This is a genomic window from Pseudomonas sp. ADAK7 (assembly GCF_012935675.1).
Taxonomy (GTDB): domain Bacteria; phylum Pseudomonadota; class Gammaproteobacteria; order Pseudomonadales; family Pseudomonadaceae; genus Aquipseudomonas.
This window is the reverse complement of record NZ_CP052861.1, coordinates 7043949-7066319: the sequence shown is the minus strand read 5'-3', so window position 1 is coordinate 7066319 and position 22371 is coordinate 7043949. Positions and strand designations below refer to the sequence as shown.

The window sequence follows — 22371 nt, the reverse complement described above, 5'->3', positions numbered from 1 at the left end:
GGTGGCTGCACTCATGAAACGCATTCAGTACAACAACTATGGTGGCCCGGAAGTGATGCGGGTCGAAGACTTCGAATTACGTCCACCTGGCAACGGTGAGGTGGCCGTACGGGTGAAGTTCGCAGCAATCAATCCGATCGACTGGAAGCTGCGCGGCGGACAGATGAAGATCGTGACTGGCAGGACGTTCCCCCGCGCGATGGGCATGGATTTCTCCGGCATCGTTACGGCCGTCGGCGCCGGTGTCACGCGACTGCAGACCGGCGACGCCGTCTTCGGCCTCGCCCGCTTCAAGGAGAGTGGCGCGCTCGGCCAGGCCGTGGTGACGAAGGAGGCATTCCTGGCCAAGAAACCCGACAGCGTTTCCTTCGAGGACGCGGCATGTCTGGGCACCCCAGGCATCACCGCATGGAACGGGCTGATCGACAAGGCGAAGCTGCAAGCAGGTCAGCATGTCTTCATCAACGGATGTGCCGGGGCGGTCGGCGAAGCCGCAGTACAAGTCGCCCGACTTTTCGGCGCCGTCGTCTCCGGCAGCTGTAGCGCCAGGGACATGGACCGAGCCAAATCACTCGGCGTGCAGACCGTCCATGATTACCGCACGATGGACCTGTCGACGATCACCACCCGCTTCGACGTGGTCTACGACACCGCCGCTACAATGACAGTGTCTGCGGGGATGGCCATGCTGCGCCGAGGCGGCGTGTACCTGGACCTGAACCCCGGCCCGGGCAAGTTCATCCGGGCGATCTTCGATCGACGGCTGAAGCCTGTCATCGGCTCGCCGCGCGCCGATATTCTCGAGAAGCTTGCGGACGCCGCGCGGGAAAACACGTTCAGTCTTCCGATTGGAGAAATCGTTTCCCTGAGCGCCGCAGTCCCACTGATCACCGAGCTTGAAAACGGCCGCAAGCTCGGCGGTAAAGGCATCGTGGCGATGGAGTAGCAATGACCCGAAGTCATCGATTGTTCGACTTGATGCAAGCACTTCGCCGACACCGCAGGACGGTGTCAGGCAAAGCCCTTGCGCATGAGTTGGGAGTGTCCCTGCGCACTATCCGCCGTGACGTCGCAACACTGCAGGGCATGGGCGCCGACATCGAGGGAGAGCCCGGTGTCGGCTATGTTCTGCGGCCAGGATTCCTGCTTCCCCCGCTGTCCTTCACCGAAGAGGAACTGCATGCGCTGGCAATCGGCGCCCAATGGGTGAGGCGACAAGCCGACGATCCGCTCACCCTCGCCGTGACGAATGCGCTGGCCAAGATCAATGCCGTTCTTCCGCCCGACATGCAATCGGCCCTGGACGACGACACGATCTACGTGGGCCATCCGCTGAAGAGCGCGATGGCGCTCGACCTGAGCGAAATACGCAGGGCGCTTCGGGAGCAGCGCAAGCTGCGCATAACCCTGTCGATCGAACACACGCCGCTGGACGAGCAGGTGGTCTGGCCGATCAAGCTGGGCTTCATCGAGTCCAAGCGGTTCATCGCAGCCTGGTGCGAGTTGGACAGTAGGTTCCGGGTGATCGCGATGGATGACATTGCGAGCGCCCAGGTACTTGCCGAACGCTACCCTCGCCACCGCCGCCAGCTCGTCAAGGAGTGGCGCGCCCTGGAGGTGCGGCCGTGCAACAGCGAAGGCGAAACATGTTGATGAAGTAAAGCTTTTGTAGGGTAGATCAGGCCCTGTTCAGCATGCATCCGACCAGGATCCGGTGCTAGGCGCGCAAGGCGCTGTACACCGGTATTGGGCTGGCCTGCATTGAGATGCTGCACTCAATCATGAACGACGCGAACCTTTCCGCTGAAGACTCTGAAGCCGTAGGTGTTATAGATGAGCGTCACCGGGATCAGCACGGCGAAACCGACCAACATGAAGATCTGACTGGTGGGACTTGAAGCAGCTTTTTGCAAGGTCAGATTAGGCGGGACAATCAACGGAAAGAGCGCTGCGACCATCAGGGCGAACGCCAAGATAAAAATCCCCAGTGCTGCAAAGAGCGGCAGATAATGCCGGCGGCTTCGAAAGCCCAAGGCGAAACTGACCAGCACTGCAGTCAGCAGTATTGCCGCCGGCAACCAGATCAGTCGATTGGAAAGCCGTTGCGCATATTGAGCATCCAGCCTCGCTGTCCAGATTACCAAAACGGCCAAAAGCATCATGGTCACGATGACCAACGCCCTGGCCTGTCGACCTGACCGACGTTGCAGATCGTCTACAGTGCGCCAATACAGCCAGCACGCGCCCAACCACATATAGCCCACGACGAGCACCGCGCCACAATAGAGCGGAAACAGTCCCGACCATTCCCAGCCGTTCCCGCCGTACTGCCCTGCTTTACGAATCAAGCCCCGAAAGGTTCGGGGCTTGATGATGTCAGCGGGCATCAGGGTTTGCGTCCTCCACCTCCGCTCATCCCGCCGTCTTTGCGTCCCGATTCAGATGATTTGTCATCGGAAAGATTGCTGCCGCGTCCACCGCCGGACGATTGATCAGGCTTGTTGGACTGTTGTCCGCCTGAAGCCTGGCCACCTTTCTGGCCTGGTTTGGACATGTTTTCTTTATCGTCGGCAAATTCCCCTCCGCGATTCGTACCCTGTCCGCCTCCGGACATGCGGTCGCTATCGCGCGATTGTTGTCCGCCGGAAGCTTGACCACCTTTTTGGCCTGCTTCAGATGCGCGTTGTGGGTCGTTGGCAAAATTTCCGCCGGAAGCGCCTCCACCTTTCTTACCGGCTTCTGAAGCCTTGTCCCGATCAGTAGAAAAATTGCCTGGCTTATCGTTTCCTGTATTGGCCATTTCGTTCACCTCTACATCGTTGGCACGAGCAAGGGCTCGTCTAATTCGGAGGACGCACAAAACAGAAAGTTTGAATAAAAACCGGGAGCTCGCGACGAGTGGATTCGCGCAGATGGTTCCATTGGAAACAAGCGTATTCGACTGACGGCACGTCACCGTTCATCGACGGGGCCTTACACCCGTTTGCATGCCAAATGTTCGATATTTACTAGACTTAATAACTCGTAGAAGCCCCCTCCCCCGCATCACAAACAGGAGGTCAAGTGATGACAGAACACATCGTGCATTTTCATTGCCAGATCGATCAGGGAACGACTGAACGCTTTCGGGACTCCTGCCTGGAAGCCATCGATCAAGGCGCCACCTCGTTGCTCCTCAATCTTTCTACAAGCGGCGGCAGTACCAACTTTGGCTTCACCCTCTACACGTTCCTGAAGTCATTGCCGGTGCCGCTGTGCGCGATCAACGCGGGCAACATCGAATCAATGGGCATCATTATGTTTTTGGCAGCAGGTCGCCGTATCACATCGCCCCACTCACGCTTCCTGATTCACCCGATGAATTGGTACTTCAGCCAAAAATCAGTCGACCATCAGCGCCTGCGCGAATACCTGTCGAGTCTCGACAACGACTTGGCGCGCTACGTCCAGATATTCATGCTCGAAACCGCCGAGGCGGCGACCAAGCTCGACATTTTTCATTGCTTGTCGGCGGAAGAAAAAGTCATTGCCGCGCACGAATCCTTGGCCTACGGGATTGCTCATGAGATGAAGCAGATGGTGTTCGCTGAAGATGTCAAACACTGGAAAATCAGCGGCAACTAAATAAGCGTGTTTTTAGCGGAGGGTGCATCGATCAAGGAAATTGAACCTGGACTGCGGACAGGCCTCGGATATTAAAACCCCTCATTGGTGAACCTATGACTATCGAGGATACGTTACTGCGCCAACGCAAAGTGCTTGCCAAATTTGGCGAGCTTGCCTTGGCGTCAGATGACCTGGAGCACATCCTTGATGAGGCGTGTCGATTAGTCGGAGAAGCGCTGGAAACCAATCTGGCCAAATTTATGTTGCTCGAAGGAGACGGCGTCACGTTCTTCGTGAGAAATGGCGTGGGCTGGGCGCCCGACGTCGTTGGGAAGGTTCGGGTAACAGCAGTTGAAGGCAGCCCGGAGTTGTACTCCCTCAATACCCATGCGCCCGTCGTCTCGACAGACATTGGGACGGAAACCCGATTCCGTTATCACGACTTTCAGAAGAAAAACGGGGTAAAAGCCTTCGTCAACGTTTTAGTCCACGGCGCCAATGGCGAGCGGCCCTTTGGCATCTTCGAGGTTGATAGTCGCAGCCCCCGCCAGTTCACAGACAGCGATATCGACTTCCTCCGGGGCTACAGCAACTTGCTTGGCGCAGTGTTGAAGCGTTCCAAAACCCAGGAAGCCATGCGGCTTACAGAGAACCGACTGCGTGAAAGCGAGCGGCATTACCGTATCGCGGCTGAGCTCAATCCGCTATGGCCCTGGACGGCTGACAAGCACGGCAATCTTATCTCCATCGATCCGCGCTGGTATGAATACACCGGATTGGCACCCGCGCTGACATTGGAACGTCAGTGGGCCAATGCCGTTTACCCGGCGGATCAGGTGTCAATCGCCGCACTGTGGGATCAGTCACTAGGCACTTTGCAGCCTTTTGATTTACAAATCCGCTTGCGAAAACACACGGGCGATTATCGTTGGTTCAGAGTCCGGGCCCTCTGCAGTCTCGACGCTTGCGGACAATGCGAGCAATGGTACGGCACCTTCGAGGACATCGACGATCGGATACAGCTGGAAAACGCACTGCGTGAATGGAATGACTTGCTCGAAGATCGTATCGCTCAACGTACTCAGCAACTCGAGGACGAACAGCATGAGCGCGCCATGATGGAATCCAAGCTGCGGCAGAGTCAAAAAATGGAGGCCGTCGGCCAACTGACCGGGGGAATAGCCCATGACTTCAATAATCTGTTGGCTGGAGTCATGGGTAGTCTGGAGTTGATGCAGCGACGCATAGACGCGGGCCGTCACACCGACCTGGCGCGTTATAACTCCTTGGCAATGACCTCCGCTTCTCGAGCGGCTGCATTAACGCAACGCCTTTTGACGTTTTCTCGTCAGCAATCACTCGAACCCGAACGGTTGGATCCTCGCCAAGTGGTGGCCGGGCTTGAAGACCTGATTCGTCGCACTGTCGGGCCAAGCATTACTGTCGAGTGCTCATTCCGTGCAAACGATCACATCAGGTGCGACCTCAACCAGCTGGAAAATGCGCTGCTTAATCTTGCGATCAACGCCAGAGACGCAATGCCGGAAGGAGGCGCGCTTGATCTGCTGGTCGACCGCTGCGTCATAGACGAAGCGGCCGCCTCCGACAAAATGTTGCCACCTGGAACCTATGTGAGCCTATCCGTCACGGACTCAGGTACTGGAATCAATCCTGACATCTTGTCCCGCATATTCGACCCGTTTTTTACGACCAAGAAGATTGGTGAAGGCACAGGATTAGGCCTTTCGATGATTTACGGCTTTACCCAGCAATCAGGTGGACAAGTGAAAGTTCACAGCAGTGTGGGTGTCGGAACAACGGTGATCATGTATTTCCCGGTCGATAATTCTCCGCCTGATGACTCCCCGGTCGACTCTGGCAAGACTGATCAGCCAGAACCCTTCGGCAGCAATGAAACTGTTTTGCTGGTGGACGACGAATCGGTCGTTCGGCAGACCACATCGGAACTTTTGTCCGAAATCGGCTATCGCGTTTTTGAAGCAGTAGATAGCGTGTCTGCGATGAAGCAGGCGGAGAAAATCGAGCATCTGGATTTGCTGTTGACCGATATAGGCCTCCCTGGGTCTATGAACGGAATCAGCTTATCGGCCGAACTCAGGAACAGATATCCAAACCTCAAGGTGCTTTTCATCACCGGCTTCGCTGGCGGTGCGGGATTGGTCACGGCCGATGCTATTACCGGGGTTCTGACCAAGCCCTTTAGCTTGAACGAACTCAGCTCGCGCGTGAGCGCTTTGATAAACAAATCTGTTGATTAGCGCACGGCCCACACATCGAAGGCCTTCGTTGATCCCATGCTGATCTGTGCTCGATAAGACATGACAAAAATGACGTTGACCCGTTGAACAGATGAACGCAGCCCCTTACTCCAAAGCCACGCGCGCCAACATCCATGTGAGCATCACCCTTGCCTGATTTGTCGCGCCACCCGGAAAACCCGGGCTAATCCGACACGATACTTTTCGCCTCAAGAAATGCTTCCAGCCCAAAAACTCCGAATTCGCGGCCGATACCGGACTGCTTGACCCCGCCAAACGGCGCAAGCAGCTCTGGCGCGATTCTGTTGATCAACACCGAGCCAGCCTGCAGCCGGGCCGCCAGGCTTCGGGCACGTTCCGGTTGCCGGGAAAAAACATAGGCCTGCAAGCCGTAGATGCTGGCGTTGGCGATATCGATCGCCTGTTCTGGCGAGTCATACGCAATGACTGATAGCACCGGGCCGAAAATCTCCTCTTGCGCGATGTCCATGTCACCGGTGACGTCGGTAAAGACCGTGGGCCTGACGAAATAGCCCTTGTCCAGGCCAATCGGTCTGCCCTCGCCACCGGTGATCAGCGTTGCGCCCTGCGCCTGCCCTCGGCGGATGTAACCTTGTACGCGTTCGAATTGGGCCCGACTGACCAGAGGCCCGATAACGGTGGCCGGATCCTGCGGATTGCCGACGACCATCGCTCCGACCAGGTTTTTCACACGGTCGATGATGTCCTCGGCGTGCTTGCGCGGCACCAGCAGACGCGTGCCGGCGACACACGCCTGACCGTTATTCATGAACGCAGCATTCAGTGCCAGGGGAATGGCGGAGTCGAGATCGGCGTCATCAAGCACGATGGAGGCCGACTTCCCCGTTAGCGACAGGCTCACTCGCTTCATGGTCTCTATACCGGCGCGAGCAATGAGCTTCCCGGTGGCGGTGGACCCCGTAAATGAAATTTTCGCGACGTGTGGGCTGGTGCTGATTTCATCACCGACATCACTGCCGCGCCCCAACAGAATGTTGAAAACCCCTTTGGGCAAATCTGCGCGATGCAACGCCTGGGCGAGCACATCGGTCTGCAAGGGACTCAACTCGCTCGGCTTGATGACCGAGGCACATCCGGCCGCAATGGCCGATGCCAGTTTGCTGCATATCGTCCCGGCGGTACTGTTCCAGGGAGCAATCAGCGCCGCCACACCGACCGGTTCCATCACCACGGTAGCGTCGCCGACCGAACGAACCAGGTCGTAGTTTTTCAACACCTGCGCCGCATTGGCAAATGACTGCGAAGCGTAACGACTGACCCATTGGGCACGGGCAAACGGCGCGCCGTACTCCTCGATGGCGGTATCGCGAATTTCATTCGTGCTCGCCAGCACGGCAGCCTGCAACTGCTCGAGCATCTCGATACGCTCGGCCTTGGAGGTGTGGCCCATCGCGACTTGAGCACGCGAAGCCGCCGCGATGGCGCGCCTGGCATCTTCACGATCAGCCAAGGTGACCGTACCGATGACCGCCTCGGTCGCCGGGTTGATGCATTGCACTGTTTCATTTCCCTGAACGGGAACGAATGTTCCATCAATGTAACTGTGATTGATCTTCCACATCGTGGTGTACCTGATCGATTGCGGTTTTCCCCGCGATAAGCATTAACGCCCGGGTATGTCCAGGCGTTGGCCGGGTCCGATAACGCTCCGTAATTCAGCCCGGGATCGGCTCACGGCTGAAGGCTTGCACCTCCTGCACCAGGCCTTGTGCTGCCATCATCACCAATTGCCGGCCTTTTTCCGGTGACGCTTGCGCCGGGTCCGATCCCATGCGGCCATCCGGATGACGGGCGCGGAAATCGACAGCCTCTCGAATAGGCCCCCAATTGGCGATCTGTGGCGAGTAGTCAGCCGACTTGATGGCGTGCGGATAGGCCCACTGGGTTACGGCAATTTCCGAAGGCGTTGCATGAATGCCGTGTCCTGTCGGGAAAATGGCGGCGCTGTTTGCGGGCGTCACGATGGTCGACATGCGAGTCTCCAATTTTCTTGTTGGCCTGACGTGTCGAAAGATGTTGCGCCGACCGCTTAAACAGCAGCAAGAGCAACTATGTTCGTGTACCGTTGCCCTACGAGCAACGCTGTTCTTAAGGACACGCCCTATGCGCGAAATCAACCAGCAACGCTTGCGGTATTTTCATGAGGTGCTGACCCACGGATCGATCCGTGGCGCGGCGGACAGCATCAACACTTCCCCGTCAGTGATCACGCGTCAGATCAAACTGCTGGAAGAAGAACTGGGCACCCGGCTGTTTGAACGCCAGGCCCGTGGCGTTCAGCCCACCGAGGCTGCAGCGCACCTGCTGGAATTCTGGCGGGGCTATCGATCGCATCAGGAAAAGCTTGAAGACCAACTCCAGGCGATCAAGGGTCTACAGTTGGGACACGTGCGGGTCGTCATCAGCGAGGGCTACGTCGATACATTGGTCGACCACGTGCTTGCACCGTTCTGCAAACAGTATCCCAAGCTCGATATCAGGCTGGACATACTGCCCGTTGACGACGTCCTCAACGATATCGCGGAAAATCGCGCGCATATCGGCCTGGCCTACAACCCTCCTCCCCACCCTCACATCGATTATCGAGCGACATCCCGGCAACCCGTGATGCTATTGGTTCACCCGGACCATCCATTGGCCTTGAAAGGGGCAATGGCAACCGTCGCCGATTTGCTCGACTGTCAACTGGTGCTGACGCCGACTACCTTCGGTATCGGTCATGCGCTGAAAATGCTCGAGTACGCCGAGAAGATCGAGATCCGTCCGGCCCTGGTGAGCAACTCGTTGGCCGCCCTCAAGCGCCTTGTTGCATCCGGCGAGTTTGCTTCGCTGCTGGGTGAGGTGGCAGCCTATCGGGAAATCGCACAGGGCAGCCTCGCGGCCGTGGCCGTCGACCATCCGCTGTTCCAAGGGGTCGAGGCGAAACTGCTGGTGAAGTCCGGACGCCCGCTGGCGGCACCCGCTCAAGAACTGCTGAACTGGATGTTGCAGCGTTTGCCAATGTTCGCTTCCGGCAATCCTGATCACCCATGAAAAACGCGACGTTGATCTTCAGCTGGATTGAAAGTAAAGCTATTGAATTCAGTCCGGCTTGCCATGCCAGCCCTCAATGTATCCATAAACCCAGCCGGCTCCGGATGATCAAAATGTGCACGCATCTGACAGCAGCAGCGCGCGGGACAGTGTCAGTGTTTGCACTTCAACCAATGCCCCTCTTCAAGCTGACGTTTGATCAACCATGACGGTAACTGCGCGATCCCGCATCCCGCCGATACCGCGATCACCAGACCTTCGCCATCTCCCACAACAAACTTTGCGGCTATCGCCCTGCGTTCAATTTCGCCCGGGTGCTTTCCTGAAAAACTCCAAGGGCTAACCGTTCCATCCGCCCAGCCGTAAGCGATGCACTGATGATGTTCCAGATCGCGATCGGTCACGGGCGTGCCGTGCTTACTCAAATAGGCGGGAGACGCACAGAAGATATGCCACTCACTGCCCAGATAGCGGTGCTCCAATGTGGCGGGCCAAACGTCCGAACCACCGATGCCGTCGGAGTAGCGTTTAGCGCTGTTTTGTGGCCGAGGGGGAGCAAGCTCCCTCGCCACAGGATCAAGATCAAAGATCGCAGCCTTCGGCGGCTCCTACGGGATGTACGTCGTTCTTCTGCAGGAACTGCCGAAAGCTGCGATATTTTTTTGCGTGACAATCACCGATACCCGACCATTGCCCATTACAACGGTTATACGCGCAGCGTATCGACCACTCCCCTGACCTGACTCAACAGATGATCGACATCCTCGGCGGTGGTCGCGAATGAGGTGACAAAGCGCACGATGTTCGGCCCCCAGCGATCATGGTAGAACCCGAACCCGGCCTTTAGCAGGGCGTCGATGATTACCGAATCCAGCTTGCAGAACAGGATGTTGGCCTCGGTGTCGCCCGATACTTCCACGCCCCTCAGACCCGCAAGCCCACGTGCCAGACGCTGGGCGGCGTCGTTGGCCTGGCGTGCGTTGCGCAGCCACAGGTCGTCGGTCAGGTACGCATCGATCTGCGCCGAAAGAAAACGCATCTTGGACAGGAGATGGCCGGAGCGCTTGCGGCGATAGCTCATCTCGGTGGCCAGCTTGGGATTGAACAGAACGATCGCTTCGGCGGCCAGCGCACCATTCTTGGTCGCCCCGAACGACAACGCATCCACCCCGGCTTTCCACGTCATCTGCGCTGGCGAGCACCCCAGGGAAACCAGCGCGTTGGCGAATCGGGAACCGTCCATGTGAAACCCCAAGGCGCTTGCTTTGCACACCTCACCGATGGCGCCGATTTCATCCAGGTTGTAGAGGCTGCCGACTTCAGTGGCTTGGGTAATGCTGACGCACGCCGGTTGGGTGGTGTGCACGTCGCCGACCTTTTCCCTTGTGCGTTCGCGCAAGCGGGCGATATCCAGCTTGGCCGATGGGCCGTCGACGGTCATCAGCTTTGCGCCGTTGGAAAAGAATTCGGGCGCGCCGCACTCATCGTTGTTGATATGGCTGGCCGGATGGCAATAGATGTTGCCCCAAGGCGGTGTCATTGCACTCAGGCACAGGCTGTTGGCGGCGGTGCCGGTGGGGACGAGAAAGACGTCCACCTCACGCTCGAATATCTCGCTGAGTTTGAGCGTGACCTGCCGGGAGAGTTCGTCCGTGCCGTAAGGACTCGCCTGCCCGGTACTGTGCCTGATCATGGCTTGCGCCACTTCTGGCGAAGCCCCCGCGATGTTGTCGCTGGCAAAACCCAATGCGGGCGGTCTGCTTGATTCACCGTTCATCTTTTCTGTCCTCGGCTGCACGAGCGAAGAAAATCCGCCCGGTTTTGCGCATCCTAGGGAGAGGGATGATGCCCTGGCTTGTAAAAAATTGACGGCCAGCGAAAGGCCGACACTCAATTCCTGTAGCGCGAAGGCGCAACGCCGAATGCGTGTCGAAAAGCACGGTTGAAATGGCTTTGATCGTAAAACCCGACCGCTTGGGCGACATCGATGATCGGCAGTTCGCTGCGCGACAGCAGGCCACAGGCCTGTTCAAGACGCAGGCGCAGCAGCCAGGCATGCGGCGTCATGCCGATGGTCCGTTTGAACTGCTTGAGGAACGAAAACCGCCCCAGCGCGCAAAGCCCGGCGAGGTCATCGAGGGTAATTCGTTGATCGATGTGACTGAAACAATAGTCCCTGAGGCGTGACCATTGCAGGGGCGAGAGCGCGCCCGAAATCGCCTCGGGCATGATCATCCGAGACTGACGCAACAAGCATTCAACGAGGGTGATCCATTGCGTCTGCACCGCCAGACCGCCGGGTCCAATGGCCTGTTGCATGACCGCGTGCAAGCCGCGCAGGTTGCCAGCGAGCCCGGTGTTCTCGAGCAACATGCCGGCCAGTTCCAGGTCCTGGGGCCGACCGCTGATGTCCTCGGTGAGGCTCGCGACCAGCGCCTGGGACAGACGGAATGTCTTGAGCGTGTAGGCGCCGCCGCCCTCGGCCACGCCATCATGGATTTCGCCCGGCGGCATCAGCGCAATATTGCCCGGCCCCAACAGAAACGACTCGCCTTTGGATCGATGACGCTGGATGCCTTCGGTCACGAAGCCAACGTGAAAGTCGAGGTGGTAATGGCGATCGAAACCGGCATCCGTCAGGCGCGCTGAGCCCAGCACCAAGCCAGGCACTTCGGCAACGTGATGGTAACTGGCGTGTTCAGTCATGGGACGGTACCGGGTTCGGCGGCGAGGAAGGCCAATAAATTCTAGATCCGCGCGGGATATAGATCTACCGGTTGTCAGGTTTTGGCTGTTGCGAAGGATGGCAACTCTGAAGCTGCCCCCTCAACATGGTAGACCCTCGGTTCTTCCGAAAAATAGTCCTCCAAACCCATCATGAACAGCCGATGGTCTTCACTCTCTTCGAAGCCCGGTGTGTGATCCTCGAGTGAAGCCCAGCGCACGATCAGGTTGAATACATGGGGGGATTCGATCCCTTGCGCGAGCAAGTGGCCGCCGTAACCCTTTGCGCGGGTGAGCAAAGGAGCGACCTCGGCAAATGCACGTCTGAACATTTCGATGCGTTCTTTGTGGACGGGGAGCAAAGCGATCTCGTAAATCATGGCGTTCCTCTGATATGACTTAAGCGGTTAAAAGTACGCACTTACGAAATGAGCGATGGCTCGACTGCAATCACGATTTTTCCTTGAATGCCGTTATTTGGACTCTCCAACCGGGCATGGGCGAGCGCAAGGTCGGCAAGCGAATAGACAGCGCCAACGTGTGGCCGCAGCTGACCGCGCTCCACCAATGCGCTCAGCTCATCAAGCTTGCCGCGGTTCTGTCTGGTGAAAACGAAGTGATAACTCGCGTTCTTGCCCCAGGCCTGAACGACGTTTTGTGGCTGTGCAATGTCCACGATCGTGACCACGCGGCCAAGTTGTGCGAGCACATCGGGGCTACGCGACAATGTGTTGCCGCCGATGGTGTCGAACACGACATCGACTCCGCGGCCAGCCGTTTCCCGGAGGATGGCGTCGACGTAATCCTCCTTTTCGTAGTCGATGACCACATCGGCACCCAAGCTTCGTGCGAACTCAGAGTTTGCCTCGCGCACGGTCGTGAATACCTTGGCGCCGATGGCTTTTGCCAGTTGGATCGCGACATGACCGACGCCTCCCGCGCCGCCGTGTATGAGGATGCTCTCCCCCACTCTGAGCGCTGCACGCACGACCAGTGCTTCCCACGCCGTCCCGCCAACCAGGGTCAGACTTGCCGCCTCAAGATGGCTTAGCGAGGAAGGCTTCTTCCCGATAATGCTTTCGGCCGCGACGTGGTAATCGGCATAACTGCCTGGCCCGTCAAATATTTGCGGGGTGTACCAGACTTCGTCGCCCGGGGCGAAGGCCGTCACACCCTCCCCGACTGCTTCGACAACGCCCGATACGTCGTGCCCGGTAATGGCCGGCAGTGGCACCAAGTCGGGATAATCGCCACGTCGAACCTGATAATCCAAGGGGTTGATGGAGGTTGCGTGAACCCGGACCAGGACTTGTCCCGCACGCGGCACGGGCTTGGGCACATCGCAGAGTTCGAACGATTCCGGGCCGCCAAATGATTTAAGCATCATCGCTTTCATTGAAAATCCTCGTATCGATAAAAAGGGATATCGAGATATCTCGATATCGTGCAGCAAAAAAATTACAGATCTTTGCCTATGATCTCGGCAAGCGCACTGATGGTTGCTTCATTGCGTTTGTAGTAAGTCCACTGCCCGATGCGCCTGACTTCGACCAGGCCCACTCGCTGCAGCGTTGCAAGATAACCAGACACCGTCGACTGCGACAGCCCGATACCTTCCTGGATACTACTGACGCAGACCCCCACCGTGAGAACGTCACCCTCATCCTGCGGAGGGAAGTTCTTTGCGGGGTCCTTCAAGCCTTTCAGGATTTCAAGGCGTGTAGGATTTGAGAGGGCTTTGAATATTTCGAGTAATTCCATGCGCCCGAGGATATCGAGATTTATCGATATGTCAATGCGAGAGGCAGCAGAGGACGAAAATCGTAGGGGGATGATTTTCGACCGTGGGCTTTATGGCGATAGTACTTTTGGCGGAAATCAGTCGTTCGTGAACGGCAGCAATCGGCCCAGAGTGTGTAAAAACACCTCCGCGAACCCTTGCTATGATTTCTGAGGATTTCATCGCAGGGATTCCCATGAAGCGCTTCATCCAAGGTGAACATCGAGGCCAAGGCACCTTATTTCCCGAGAGCCTCGACGACTACGTCAGCGATACCAATCCGGTGCGTGTAGTCGACGTCTTCGTCGACGAACTGGACTTAGTCAATCTGGGTTTTGAAGGTGCCATTCCAGCCGATACTGGCCGGCCTGCTTACCACCCCGCGATCTTGTTGAAGATCTACATCTACGGCTATCTCAACCGCATCCAGTCGAGCCGACGTTTGGAGCGAGAAGCTCAACGCAATGTCGAGCTGATGTGGCTGACCGGGCGTTTGATGCCAGATTTCAAAACCATCGCCAACTTCCGAAAAGACAACAGCAAGGCCATTCGAGGCGTCTGTCGCCAGTTCGTTGTGCTCTGTCAGCAGTTGGGACTTTTCGGAGAAAATTTGGTCGCCATCGATGGCAGTAAATTCAAAGCAGTCAACAACCGCGACCGCAACTTCACCAGCGCCAAACTGAAACGGCGAATGGAAGAAATTGAATCGAGCATCAACCGTTATCTGACGGCACTCGATGCTGTTGATCGGCAAGAACCCACAGCCTCCGAGCCCAGCGCCGTGCGGCTGGAAGAGAAAATCGCCAAGCTCAAAACTCAAATGAAAGAGCTTCAAGCGATCGAAATCCAGCTCAACGAATCGCCGGATAAACAGGTCTCACTGACCGATCCGGACGCCCGCTCCATGATGACGCGCGGCACGGGAATCGTCGGCTACAACGTGCAAACAGCGGTCGATACCCAGAACCATTTGATCGTTGCTCATGAGGTCACCAACTTCGGTTCCGACCGCGATCAACTCAGCTCGATGGCGAAGCAGGCTCGCGATGCCATGGCGTCAGAAACGCTGGCGGTGGTAGCTGATCGAGGTTACTTCAAGAGTGAGGAAATCCTTGCCTGTCACGACGCGGACATCACTGCCTACGTGCCAAAGCCGATGACTTCAAGCGCCAAGGCGGATGGTCGATTCAACAAAGATGCTTTCGTTTATGACGCGACGAAAAACGAATACATCTGTCCGGCTGGAGAGGCGCTGCCCTGGCGCTTCTCCAGTATTGAGAAAGGCATGAATATGCACTGTTATTGGAGTTCGAAATGCCAAGGCTGCGGGCTGAAAACGCAGTGCACGCCGAGCAAAAATCGTCGAGTAAGGCGCTGGGAAAATGAAGCGGTGCTGGAGGAAATGCAGCGTCGGTTGAACGATGCACCGGACATGATGCGAATCCGAAAAAGGACAGTTGAGCATCCCTTCGGGACGCTCAAACAATGGATGGGCTCAACGCATTTCCTGACGCGCAAACTGGTCGGGGTAAGCGCGGAGATGAGTCTGAATGTACTCGCCTACAACATGAAGCGGGTTATGAACATCATCGGTACAGCAAGTTTGCTGAAGGCGATGGCGGCGTAAAGTCTCGGTTTTCTCTGCCCCAGAAGGCGCTAAACCGCTACATAACCGCTTTGGAACGTCAGTAATGCCCATCACGGAAAACGCTTGGGCAATCGCATCGCCCAGGAACGCCTGGTTTACGCACTCAAGATACGAAAGCGTTTTTACACACTCTGGGCCAGAAGCTGCCATTCACCTGTGCACAGAAATACACTCAACGTATCCTGCTGAAAAGGGAACATTGAAAAGGAGTTCGAATGAAAACTGATTGGCAACAAATTCGAGAAATGATGAACACTGTCATTGATAGCTGTGAGCAGATCGAAATGGCTGGATTCAATGAAGAACATCGCTCCGCGACCGTGGAAATCAAAGGCGTCGATTACTCCGTTCAGGAGTTTTTAATCAGTGCCTGGACGCTCCCGGAAAACATTCGTTACCAGATCATTCGTGAGCGTCATGAGGCTGGAAATGACCTTCCCTACGTTCCAGAAGCAGCCCGCATTCTTGTCTCAATGGCGCAGGCTTGTGCGGAATTGGTCGGAGCAGCCGACACGGCACCCGCTCAGAAAGCTATTGCAGGAATGAATCATTGGTACAAGGCCTACGCCGTACCGCATATGACTACAGCCATCAGGCTGGCAAAAAAAGAATCTGACGCTTAGATTCACAAGCAATCCCCCAGCGGAGACGGATCTGTCATCTCTAGTATGAACGTCTCCTAGGGGTCGATTTCAGCCCCTCGTGAGTGGCAGAAATCGGCCAAAAGCGGTCAGTGAAATACTTCCCATCAATCCTAGGGGCAGAAATCGGAACCTTTCCAAATCCGTCACTCCATGTGAGGGTTGGGAGGTTGCTCCCTACCAAGCATCAGTGTGCCGTTATACGACTACATACCAACCTCAAATTCGGGCTGATCTACATAGATGAATCAGGCTCAGCGGCGCGCTGAATTGAAAGCAATCAAGGATCAACAGGAAAATTCGGTGATGGAACCTTCCCCTCAATAGCCCTCGACCTGCCTGGCTATTAGTGTGAAATACTGTCCATAGGAGGCCGATATACCTCGTGATCCCCGCGCACCCATGGGGTGCGCCAGCCTCAATGCAGGATCGACGCCCTCAATACATCCAGCGCTCGTACCAAATGCAGTTTTAGGCAAAGGTTGCGAATTTCGCAATCTGGTAGTACCAATGCCACCACAGAACCGACTATCAAGGACAGCTACGAATGAAGGTTGACGAAAGCAAGCTATCAATTGCAAATCTAAGGGACATGCTGACTCGCGGAGATCTTGTAGCAAACCACGGATATCAACGCTCACCCGGTCTTTGGCCAAACGCGTCCCGAAGCTATTTTATCGATACTATTTTAGAAGGATATCCCTTCCCTAAAATTTATTTCCACGAGTATCTAGACAGGAAAACGAAGAAGGTAAGAACTGAAATTGTCGATGGACAGCAAAGAATTACCACTATTTATGATTTCCTAAATGATAAATTCGCTCTTGGCAAAAACTCCAACAACTACAACGGAGCCAGGTTCTCCGATCTTGACGAAGATACTCAAGACAAGTTCATCTTCTATACGGTATCCACTGATGTGATTCGAGACGCGGGGTACTCGGAAATACTTCAGATGTTCCGGAGAATGAACGCCTATACGCTTCCGCTTAATGCAGCGGAAAAGCGTCACTCTGAGTTCTTTGGTGAATTCAAGGATCTGATAACTAGAGCTTTAGACGATACCCAGCTGCTGTATGAATGGGGGATTTTTACGACTCGTCAAATTGTCAGAATGAATGACGCTGCGTTTATCGCAGACCTCGTACTAGCCATACAAGAGGGCATTACCAGCACTAGCGATGCAAAGCTTCATGCATTATATAAAAAATACGACCAAGCTTTTCCAGGGAGTGAACAGATAGAGGAGGACATCAGCCGAATTTTTGAAGTCATTGCCCAAGATCTGTCGGGAATTAGAGGGTCGTATCTCACAAAACCTCACGCTATCCACGCGTTATTCTGCGCCATCTACCACAACATGTTTGGTCTACCCGGATTTGAGCAGGCCACAGGACTCTCCCCAGTTGGTCGAGCTATAACCTGCCCGCCCGACCGAGCGATCGGAAACCTTCTAGAATTGGCCGCTGCCCACGAAAGTAAAGACATGTCTCGTTTCCCTGCATACGTTGAGGCAATGAGTAGCGGTACAAACCGAGAAAAACAACGGATGGAAAGAACCCTTTCTATGTGCAAGGCGCTCAGAGACGAGCTTTAATTGTCGGACGTTGAAAAATGGACTTGAATAGCATTTACTTCCGATTTGAGCTACAGATACATCGTTCCGAGAAACATTTTAAGGAGACGCTGATAGCAAACGATAACAACGATAAATCGAATAGACATTACCTTCTAGAGGGGATACTTTCCAGTGCGTGGCAAGCATATTGCTCCTTTGTAAGGCAAGTCACCATCTATTCATCTCTAGGGTGCAAAACGGCAAATGGTGTAACACATGCAGCATCAGTAGCACCTGCTATATGGCAGCGCGCATCGTACATAGCTCTGAGGGCAGCAAATGGTGCTGCCATTAAGCCAACAGATCTCAATTCACTTTTGATAAAAGAACCCACCTGGGGTGATAGCAGCAAAATATCAGATATTGTAAATGCGCTGAGCCCAGGTAATGGTGGCACTTTGAAAGGTTATTTGGCAGGTGGTTTAACTGGCCCAAAGCATTGCCAGCAAGTTAGGAATGCCTGTGCCCATCGAAATCATCAAACCAAAGCTGACTTAAAGACCCTGGCACCTTTTTACATCGCATCGGCAGTAGTCCATCCGACAGATGTGATGACTTGGAGAGATCCTCTGAGTCAAGAGTTCGCTTTTCTCTCTTGGACCGATGACATGAAAACCATCGCACAAGGCGCGGTGCGTTAATTTAGATAGATATTTGGGAATGGCTAAGCGTCCGCTTTTGGCCGTTTTCTGCCTGTCACGACGGGCCGCAAATGACCCGAAGCAACCGACAGTTTTGGAAGAACGGCGATCATAAGCAGACGTTCAAGCCAAACTGAAAATACCCGCTTCTCCAGTCTGTAGGTCGTACGCAACCAATGCCTCTTGAAAGGCGTCAGCGCCGCAAACAATTTCACCGTCACTGTTCCAGATGGCAGACCGACCCGCTGCTACATAGTTGTCGGCGGCGCCTATACAGTTGGCCATCATCACTGTCATGGAATGCTTTTTAGCAATCATCGGATAATGACTGTAAGCCGATGCAACTCCTCTCTCAGACTTGGCCACGCTTGCCAGATAAACCTGAGCGCCTGACTCTGCGGCTTGTTCGGCATGGCTGGATTGCAATGACTCGTAGCAGATGGCGGGTGCCAGGACAAAATTCGCCTGACTGATCACAAGCTTTTGGGTGCCCGGGGTGAAAAAAGGTAATTCGTCGGCGTGTAAAAGCTGCTTTGAATAGGTTGTGCGCTCCAGCCCTGGCTGGAAGGTAATCATACTGATCTCGGTGCCTTTGGTGCCCTTCGTTGGCGCACCCACCGCGATGAGCATGCCATATCGGTCGCTTAACGCCTGGAACTCGTCAAAACGGCTATCACTTGGATGCACTGCCAAGACGTCGGCCAGCCCGGGTTCGTAACCGGTAAGGGAAAGTTCGGGAAAGAGCAGCAGATTGGCACCTTGGCTTGCAGCCAAGTGGATGACATCAATGTGTCTGGCGATGTTTTTTTCAACTTCGCCCGGTACAGCGAGGATTTGCGCAGCGATTAGCTTCATTTCCCGTCTCGCGTCCATGTGTTGGGTTAGCTTCGCGAGTGACTGAACCGGTGCTCAGCCCCTGCCTGAAAGTCAATGTATGCTGCACGAACGTTGGTAATTTGCAAAGTGCGGGGGCGCGTTTACCCGCAGTCGACATGATCCATACTTGAATCAATAACCCCCCTCTCAACCAACGTTTCCACCCCAAACAGCCCACATCCCACCACCTGCTATATTCACCCCACCCCGCTCACGCGGCTCAAAACATCGCATCAAAGGGAAGTCATGCCTGAATTTCTCGCAGCCCTCCTGAACGCGTTATCCCTCATGGATACCTCAGCGCCAAAGGAAGGCCAATCCACATGGACCCAACGCCATCGGAAACTGATCAACATTCTTTTCATCCTGTGCATGATCCCCTTCTGCGCGGTGGGTTTGGTGTTTTTGATCCAATGGCTGAGCAACTTGGGGCCGGTGGCGCAGAAAGTGGCGATGGGCGTGGGCGCGATCCAGTTGATTGGCTTATTGGTATTGCTAGGTCGCCGAAGCAAAGGTTAGCCGCTCTTGCCCTGTACGACGGCGCATTGCTCGCAGAAGCGATAGTCGCCCATCCTGGAAACGTCGACGCCGCGCTGCTGGCCTATGAACAGGAACTGTTCCCTCGCAGTGCAGAGACGGCGGCGGAAACGGACAAGAACCTGAAGTTGTTTTTCAACGAGACTGCGCCGCAGGGCCTGGTTGATTTGTTCACTCAATACTTACCGCGCCAGTGACTGTTTTCACCTTGTAGCAGCTGGCGAAGCCTGCGTTCGGCGGCGAAGCCGTCGTGAAATCAGGCAACGCGTTGCATCAGAAAGATCGCGCGCTCAGGTATGACGACTGCTTCGCAGCCGGACGCAGGCTTCGCCAGCGGCTACAAAGTGCGTGTTCGTCTGAGACGTTCTTCGCTGATCGCACGCTTCATCGCGTCAGTTCCGGCGGGTGTCTTATGGGGTCGTGCAATCCTAAACGCATACAGGGTCACCGACTACGCGCAGCGTAAAACACGCCATGGCCATCATGAACCAGATTTAAAACCCGCAGTCTTAGACCTGCCCTGACATGCGCTCGCCCACTCACACGGCAAAACGCAGCCTCAGCCCCTGGTCGTCTTTTATCCGAGCCGCTCGCCCCATGCGCCAAACCGTCGTGTCCTTTCGCGTTGTTTCGCTCTGTCTTTTTCCTTTGTTCTCCTTGTTCGCCACGCCCGCCCACGCCAGTGAAGAACGGCAACTGGTGTCGGACATCAACGACTACCGTGCCCACCCCCGCCGCTGCTCGGTGCGTCCGACCCAGGCGTTGACGCCGTTGGCGCTGAAGTCGAACCTGGCCTTGCCGATCGGTTATGGCGGCGCGTTGCGCGAGGGGTTGAAGCAGAACGGCTATCAAGCGGTGACCGTGCGCACCATCCGCCTGGTCGGTGCGCAAGATGCCGAAGATGCTTTCGATATGCTGCAGAGCAATTATTGCGGGGCGCTGCTCGATGCGCAGTACGCCGACATCGGCATCAGCCGCGCCCGCAGCGAATGGCAAGTGGTGCTGGCGCGGCCGTTGCTCGACAGTCGGATGGGCGATAGTCGGGCGGCGAGCAAGACCTTGCTGGCCGAGGTCAACGCCGCCCGGGCCAAACCGCGAATGTGTGGTCGCCAGCGCTTCGCCGCCGCCCGGCCACTGAGCTGGAACGCGGCGTTGGGCGCCGCCGCGCAAGGTCACAGCAAGGCCATGGCCTACGGTAATTATCTCGCGCACCAGGACGCCGACGGCGAAACGCCGTCGGACCGCGCCAGGGCCGCCGGTTACCGTGGCCGGCAGATTGGCGAAAACATCGCTGCCGGCCAGGGTTCGCCGAGCAAGGCGATGGCCGGTTGGCTGGCCAGTCCCGGGCATTGCGCCAACCTGATGAACCCGATGTTTACCCAGGTCGGCGCTGCTTTTGCTACGGATGCGCGCAGCGATGAAGGTGTGTATTGGACGATGCTGTTCGGGGCGAAGTGAGTGGCGAAGCGTCTACAGAACCGCAATGGATTTAGGTAGAGTGAGGGCCTTGCGCAACGCCTGCACACGGGGGTTTTCAATGATCAGTCTTTCAGTCCTGGCCAGTCGCAGCCGATGACTCAGCCCGCCGCGAATCTGCCCGCCACCGCCCCTGGCCGACTCACCCCCCGTGAACGCCGTGGGCTGTTGGCGATTCTGGTGTCGATTGCCCTGGCGGTGCTCGACACCGCCATCGCCAACACCGCGTTGCCGAGCATTGCCGCGGATTTGCAGGCCTCGCCCGCCGCGTCGGTGTGGATCATCAACGCCTATCAACTGGCGGCCGTGGCCACGTTGCTGCCGTTTGCCGCGCTGGGCGGGATCATCGGTCATCGCAAAGTGTTCCTCGGCGGGATCATTCTGTTTGTGGTGGCTTCGGCGTTGTGTGCGCTCGCATGGTCGTTGCCGACGCTGACTGTGGCCCGCGTTCTCCAAGGCGTCGGGGCCAGTGCGATCATGAGCGTCAACGCCGCGCTGATCGGCTTGATCTTCCCTCCGGAACGCCTCGGTCGCGGCCTGGGGTTGAACGCGCTGGTAGTCGGCACCTGCTTCGCCGCCGGCCCGACCATCGCCTCACTGGTGCTGTCGGTGGCTAATTGGCCGTGGCTGTTTGCGATCAACCTGCCCCTCGGTTTATTTGCCCTCGCCTTCGCCTGGAGTTCCTTGCCGACCAGCAAGCCTAGAGCCGTGGTGTTTGACCGCCTGACCGCTGTGCTCAACGTCATTGCGTTCGGTGCGCTGATCTTCTCTCTGAGCCAGGCGGCGCAGTTGGGCTCGATGAGCAGCGTGGTGATCGCCCTGGCGGTGTTCCTGATCGCCGGGGCGTTGATGTTGCGCCGCGAGGCTGGACACCCGACGCCGATGTTCCCGCTGGACCTGCTCAAGCGCCCGATGTTTGCCTTATCGGCACTGACCGCGTTCTGTTCATTCGCCACCCAAGGCTTGGCGTTCGTCTCGCTGCCCTTCTTCTTCGAAACCACCCTGGGGCGCGATCCGATCCAGACCGGTTTTCTAATGACGCCGTGGTCCATCGTCGTGGCCCTTATCGCACCGATGGCCGGACGCCTGTCCGACACCTACCCGCCGGGCCTGCTCGGCGGCATCGGCCTGGCCATCCTCAGCGCCGGCATGGTCTCCTTCGCCTTGCTGCCGAGCGACCCCAGCGCCACCGGAATCGTGATTCGCATGATCATCTGCGGCATCGGTTTCGGCTTCTTCCAGGCCCCCAACCAAAAAGCCCTGATGACCAGCGCCCCCCGGGAACGCGCCAGCGGCGCCAGCGGCACCATCGCCATGGCCCGGCTGATCGGCCAGGCGACCGGCGCGGCGTTGGTGGCGTTGAGTTTCGGGATTTCGGGGACTCATGGGCCGGTGCTGGCGTTGAGTATCGGGGCTGGGTTTGCGGCGGTGGGGAGTGTGGCGAGCGGGTTGCGGTTGGTAGCGCGCTGA

21 protein-coding genes and 2 pseudogenes are annotated in these 22371 nt (G+C 56.6%); 12 read left to right on the top strand and 11 right to left on the bottom strand.

The annotated features are described in order from the left end of the window. The first annotated feature begins 13 nt into the window (after window positions 1-13). Together HKK53_RS32260 and HKK53_RS32255 are read left to right on the top strand one after the other, a co-directional pair. On the top strand, window positions 14-946 hold the full coding sequence (locus HKK53_RS32260; protein WP_169374112.1) for an NAD(P)-dependent alcohol dehydrogenase: 933 nt from the start codon (window positions 14-16) through the stop codon (window positions 944-946). Between the two features lie 2 nt (window positions 947-948). After that, on the top strand, window positions 949-1653 hold the full coding sequence (locus HKK53_RS32255) for a helix-turn-helix transcriptional regulator (RefSeq protein ID WP_169374111.1): 705 nt from the start codon (window positions 949-951) through the stop codon (window positions 1651-1653). A gap of 122 nt (window positions 1654-1775) precedes the next feature. On the opposite strand, the gene HKK53_RS32250 is transcribed toward HKK53_RS32255, so the two are convergent. Beyond that, window positions 1776-2387, bottom strand: coding sequence for a cytochrome d ubiquinol oxidase subunit II (locus HKK53_RS32250; RefSeq protein WP_169374110.1), 612 nt, complete (start codon window positions 2385-2387; stop codon window positions 1776-1778). A 251-nt stretch (window positions 2388-2638) separates the two neighbouring features. After that, window positions 2639-2800, bottom strand: a pseudogene (locus HKK53_RS32745) (general stress protein); the annotation flags it as partial. 266 nt (window positions 2801-3066) lie between these two features. On the opposite strand from HKK53_RS32745, the gene HKK53_RS32240 reads away from it, so the two are divergent. After that, complete coding sequence (locus tag HKK53_RS32240; RefSeq protein WP_169374108.1) at window positions 3067-3624, top strand: ATP-dependent Clp protease proteolytic subunit; 558 nt, start codon at window positions 3067-3069, stop codon at window positions 3622-3624. A 95-nt stretch (window positions 3625-3719) separates the two neighbouring features. Further along, window positions 3720-5885 (top strand): ATP-binding protein, encoded by a 2166-nt coding sequence (locus HKK53_RS32235; protein ID WP_169374107.1) that lies wholly within the window; start codon window positions 3720-3722, stop codon window positions 5883-5885. 184 nt (window positions 5886-6069) lie between these two features. Here HKK53_RS32235 and HKK53_RS32230 read toward each other — a convergent pair whose 3' ends face one another. Both HKK53_RS32230 and HKK53_RS32225 read right to left on the bottom strand, forming a co-directional pair. Further along, entirely contained in the window at window positions 6070-7488 is a 1419-nt protein-coding gene (locus HKK53_RS32230) for an aldehyde dehydrogenase family protein (protein ID WP_169374106.1), read from the bottom strand. Between the two features lie 94 nt (window positions 7489-7582). Then, entirely contained in the window at window positions 7583-7900 is a 318-nt protein-coding gene (locus HKK53_RS32225; RefSeq protein WP_429515418.1) for a creatininase family protein, read from the bottom strand. A 130-nt stretch (window positions 7901-8030) separates the two neighbouring features. On the opposite strand from HKK53_RS32225, the gene HKK53_RS32220 reads away from it, so the two are divergent. Continuing rightward, the gene (locus tag HKK53_RS32220; RefSeq protein ID WP_169374105.1) at window positions 8031-8960 is read left to right on the top strand and encodes a LysR family transcriptional regulator; all 930 of its coding nucleotides are present in this window, start codon (window positions 8031-8033) and stop codon (window positions 8958-8960) included. A gap of 176 nt (window positions 8961-9136) precedes the next feature. Here HKK53_RS32220 and HKK53_RS32215 read toward each other — a convergent pair. The 6 genes and pseudogenes from HKK53_RS32215 to HKK53_RS32190 form a co-directional block, all read right to left on the bottom strand. Further along, window positions 9137-9472, bottom strand: a pseudogene (locus tag HKK53_RS32215) (LysR substrate-binding domain-containing protein); the annotation flags it as partial. A gap of 194 nt (window positions 9473-9666) precedes the next feature. Continuing rightward, entirely contained in the window at window positions 9667-10737 is a 1071-nt protein-coding gene (locus HKK53_RS32210) for a threonine aldolase family protein (protein WP_169374104.1), read from the bottom strand. 113 nt (window positions 10738-10850) lie between these two features. Further along, window positions 10851-11666, bottom strand: coding sequence for an AraC family transcriptional regulator (locus tag HKK53_RS32205; RefSeq protein WP_169374103.1), 816 nt, complete (start codon window positions 11664-11666; stop codon window positions 10851-10853). 74 nt (window positions 11667-11740) lie between these two features. Continuing rightward, complete coding sequence (locus HKK53_RS32200; protein WP_169374102.1) at window positions 11741-12064, bottom strand: antibiotic biosynthesis monooxygenase family protein; 324 nt, start codon at window positions 12062-12064, stop codon at window positions 11741-11743. Window positions 12065-12105: 41 nt separating this feature from the next. Beyond that, entirely contained in the window at window positions 12106-13080 is a 975-nt protein-coding gene (locus tag HKK53_RS32195) for a zinc-dependent alcohol dehydrogenase family protein (protein WP_169374101.1), read from the bottom strand. A 62-nt stretch (window positions 13081-13142) separates the two neighbouring features. Beyond that, complete coding sequence (locus HKK53_RS32190; RefSeq protein WP_123509004.1) at window positions 13143-13445, bottom strand: ArsR/SmtB family transcription factor; 303 nt, start codon at window positions 13443-13445, stop codon at window positions 13143-13145. Between the two features lie 215 nt (window positions 13446-13660). On the opposite strand from HKK53_RS32190, the gene HKK53_RS32185 reads away from it, so the two are divergent. The 4 genes from HKK53_RS32185 (at window position 13661) to HKK53_RS32170 (ending at window position 18012) form a co-directional block, all read left to right on the top strand. Beyond that, a complete protein-coding gene (locus HKK53_RS32185) occupies window positions 13661-15091 on the top strand; it encodes an IS1182 family transposase (protein WP_169374100.1) in 1431 nt (476 codons plus the stop codon). 236 nt (window positions 15092-15327) lie between these two features. Next, complete coding sequence (locus HKK53_RS32180) at window positions 15328-15735, top strand: hypothetical protein (RefSeq protein ID WP_169374099.1); 408 nt, start codon at window positions 15328-15330, stop codon at window positions 15733-15735. A 565-nt stretch (window positions 15736-16300) separates the two neighbouring features. Then, window positions 16301-17350: a DUF262 domain-containing protein gene (locus tag HKK53_RS32175; protein ID WP_169374098.1), complete on the top strand. Its 1050-nt coding sequence runs from the start codon at window positions 16301-16303 to the stop codon at window positions 17348-17350. 17 nt (window positions 17351-17367) lie between these two features. Continuing rightward, the gene (locus HKK53_RS32170; RefSeq protein ID WP_169374097.1) at window positions 17368-18012 is read left to right on the top strand and encodes a hypothetical protein; all 645 of its coding nucleotides are present in this window, start codon (window positions 17368-17370) and stop codon (window positions 18010-18012) included. 123 nt (window positions 18013-18135) lie between these two features. On the opposite strand, the gene HKK53_RS32165 is transcribed toward HKK53_RS32170, so the two are convergent. Then, window positions 18136-18867 carry a carbon-nitrogen hydrolase family protein gene (locus HKK53_RS32165; protein ID WP_178117473.1) on the bottom strand — a complete coding sequence of 244 codons (732 nt, stop codon included), beginning with the start codon at window positions 18865-18867 and terminating at the stop codon, window positions 18136-18138. A gap of 344 nt (window positions 18868-19211) precedes the next feature. Between HKK53_RS32165 and HKK53_RS32160 the strand changes: the two genes are divergently transcribed. The 3 genes from HKK53_RS32160 to HKK53_RS32150 all read left to right on the top strand — a co-directional run bounded on the left by HKK53_RS32160 (window position 19212) and on the right by HKK53_RS32150 (window position 22371). After that, window positions 19212-19622 (top strand): hypothetical protein, encoded by a 411-nt coding sequence (locus HKK53_RS32160; RefSeq protein WP_169374095.1) that lies wholly within the window; start codon window positions 19212-19214, stop codon window positions 19620-19622. A gap of 400 nt (window positions 19623-20022) precedes the next feature. Next, window positions 20023-20883: a CAP domain-containing protein gene (locus HKK53_RS32155; protein WP_169374094.1), complete on the top strand. Its 861-nt coding sequence runs from the start codon at window positions 20023-20025 to the stop codon at window positions 20881-20883. Window positions 20884-21066: 183 nt separating this feature from the next. After that, on the top strand, window positions 21067-22371 hold the full coding sequence (locus HKK53_RS32150; RefSeq protein WP_237150819.1) for an MFS transporter: 1305 nt from the start codon (window positions 21067-21069) through the stop codon (window positions 22369-22371).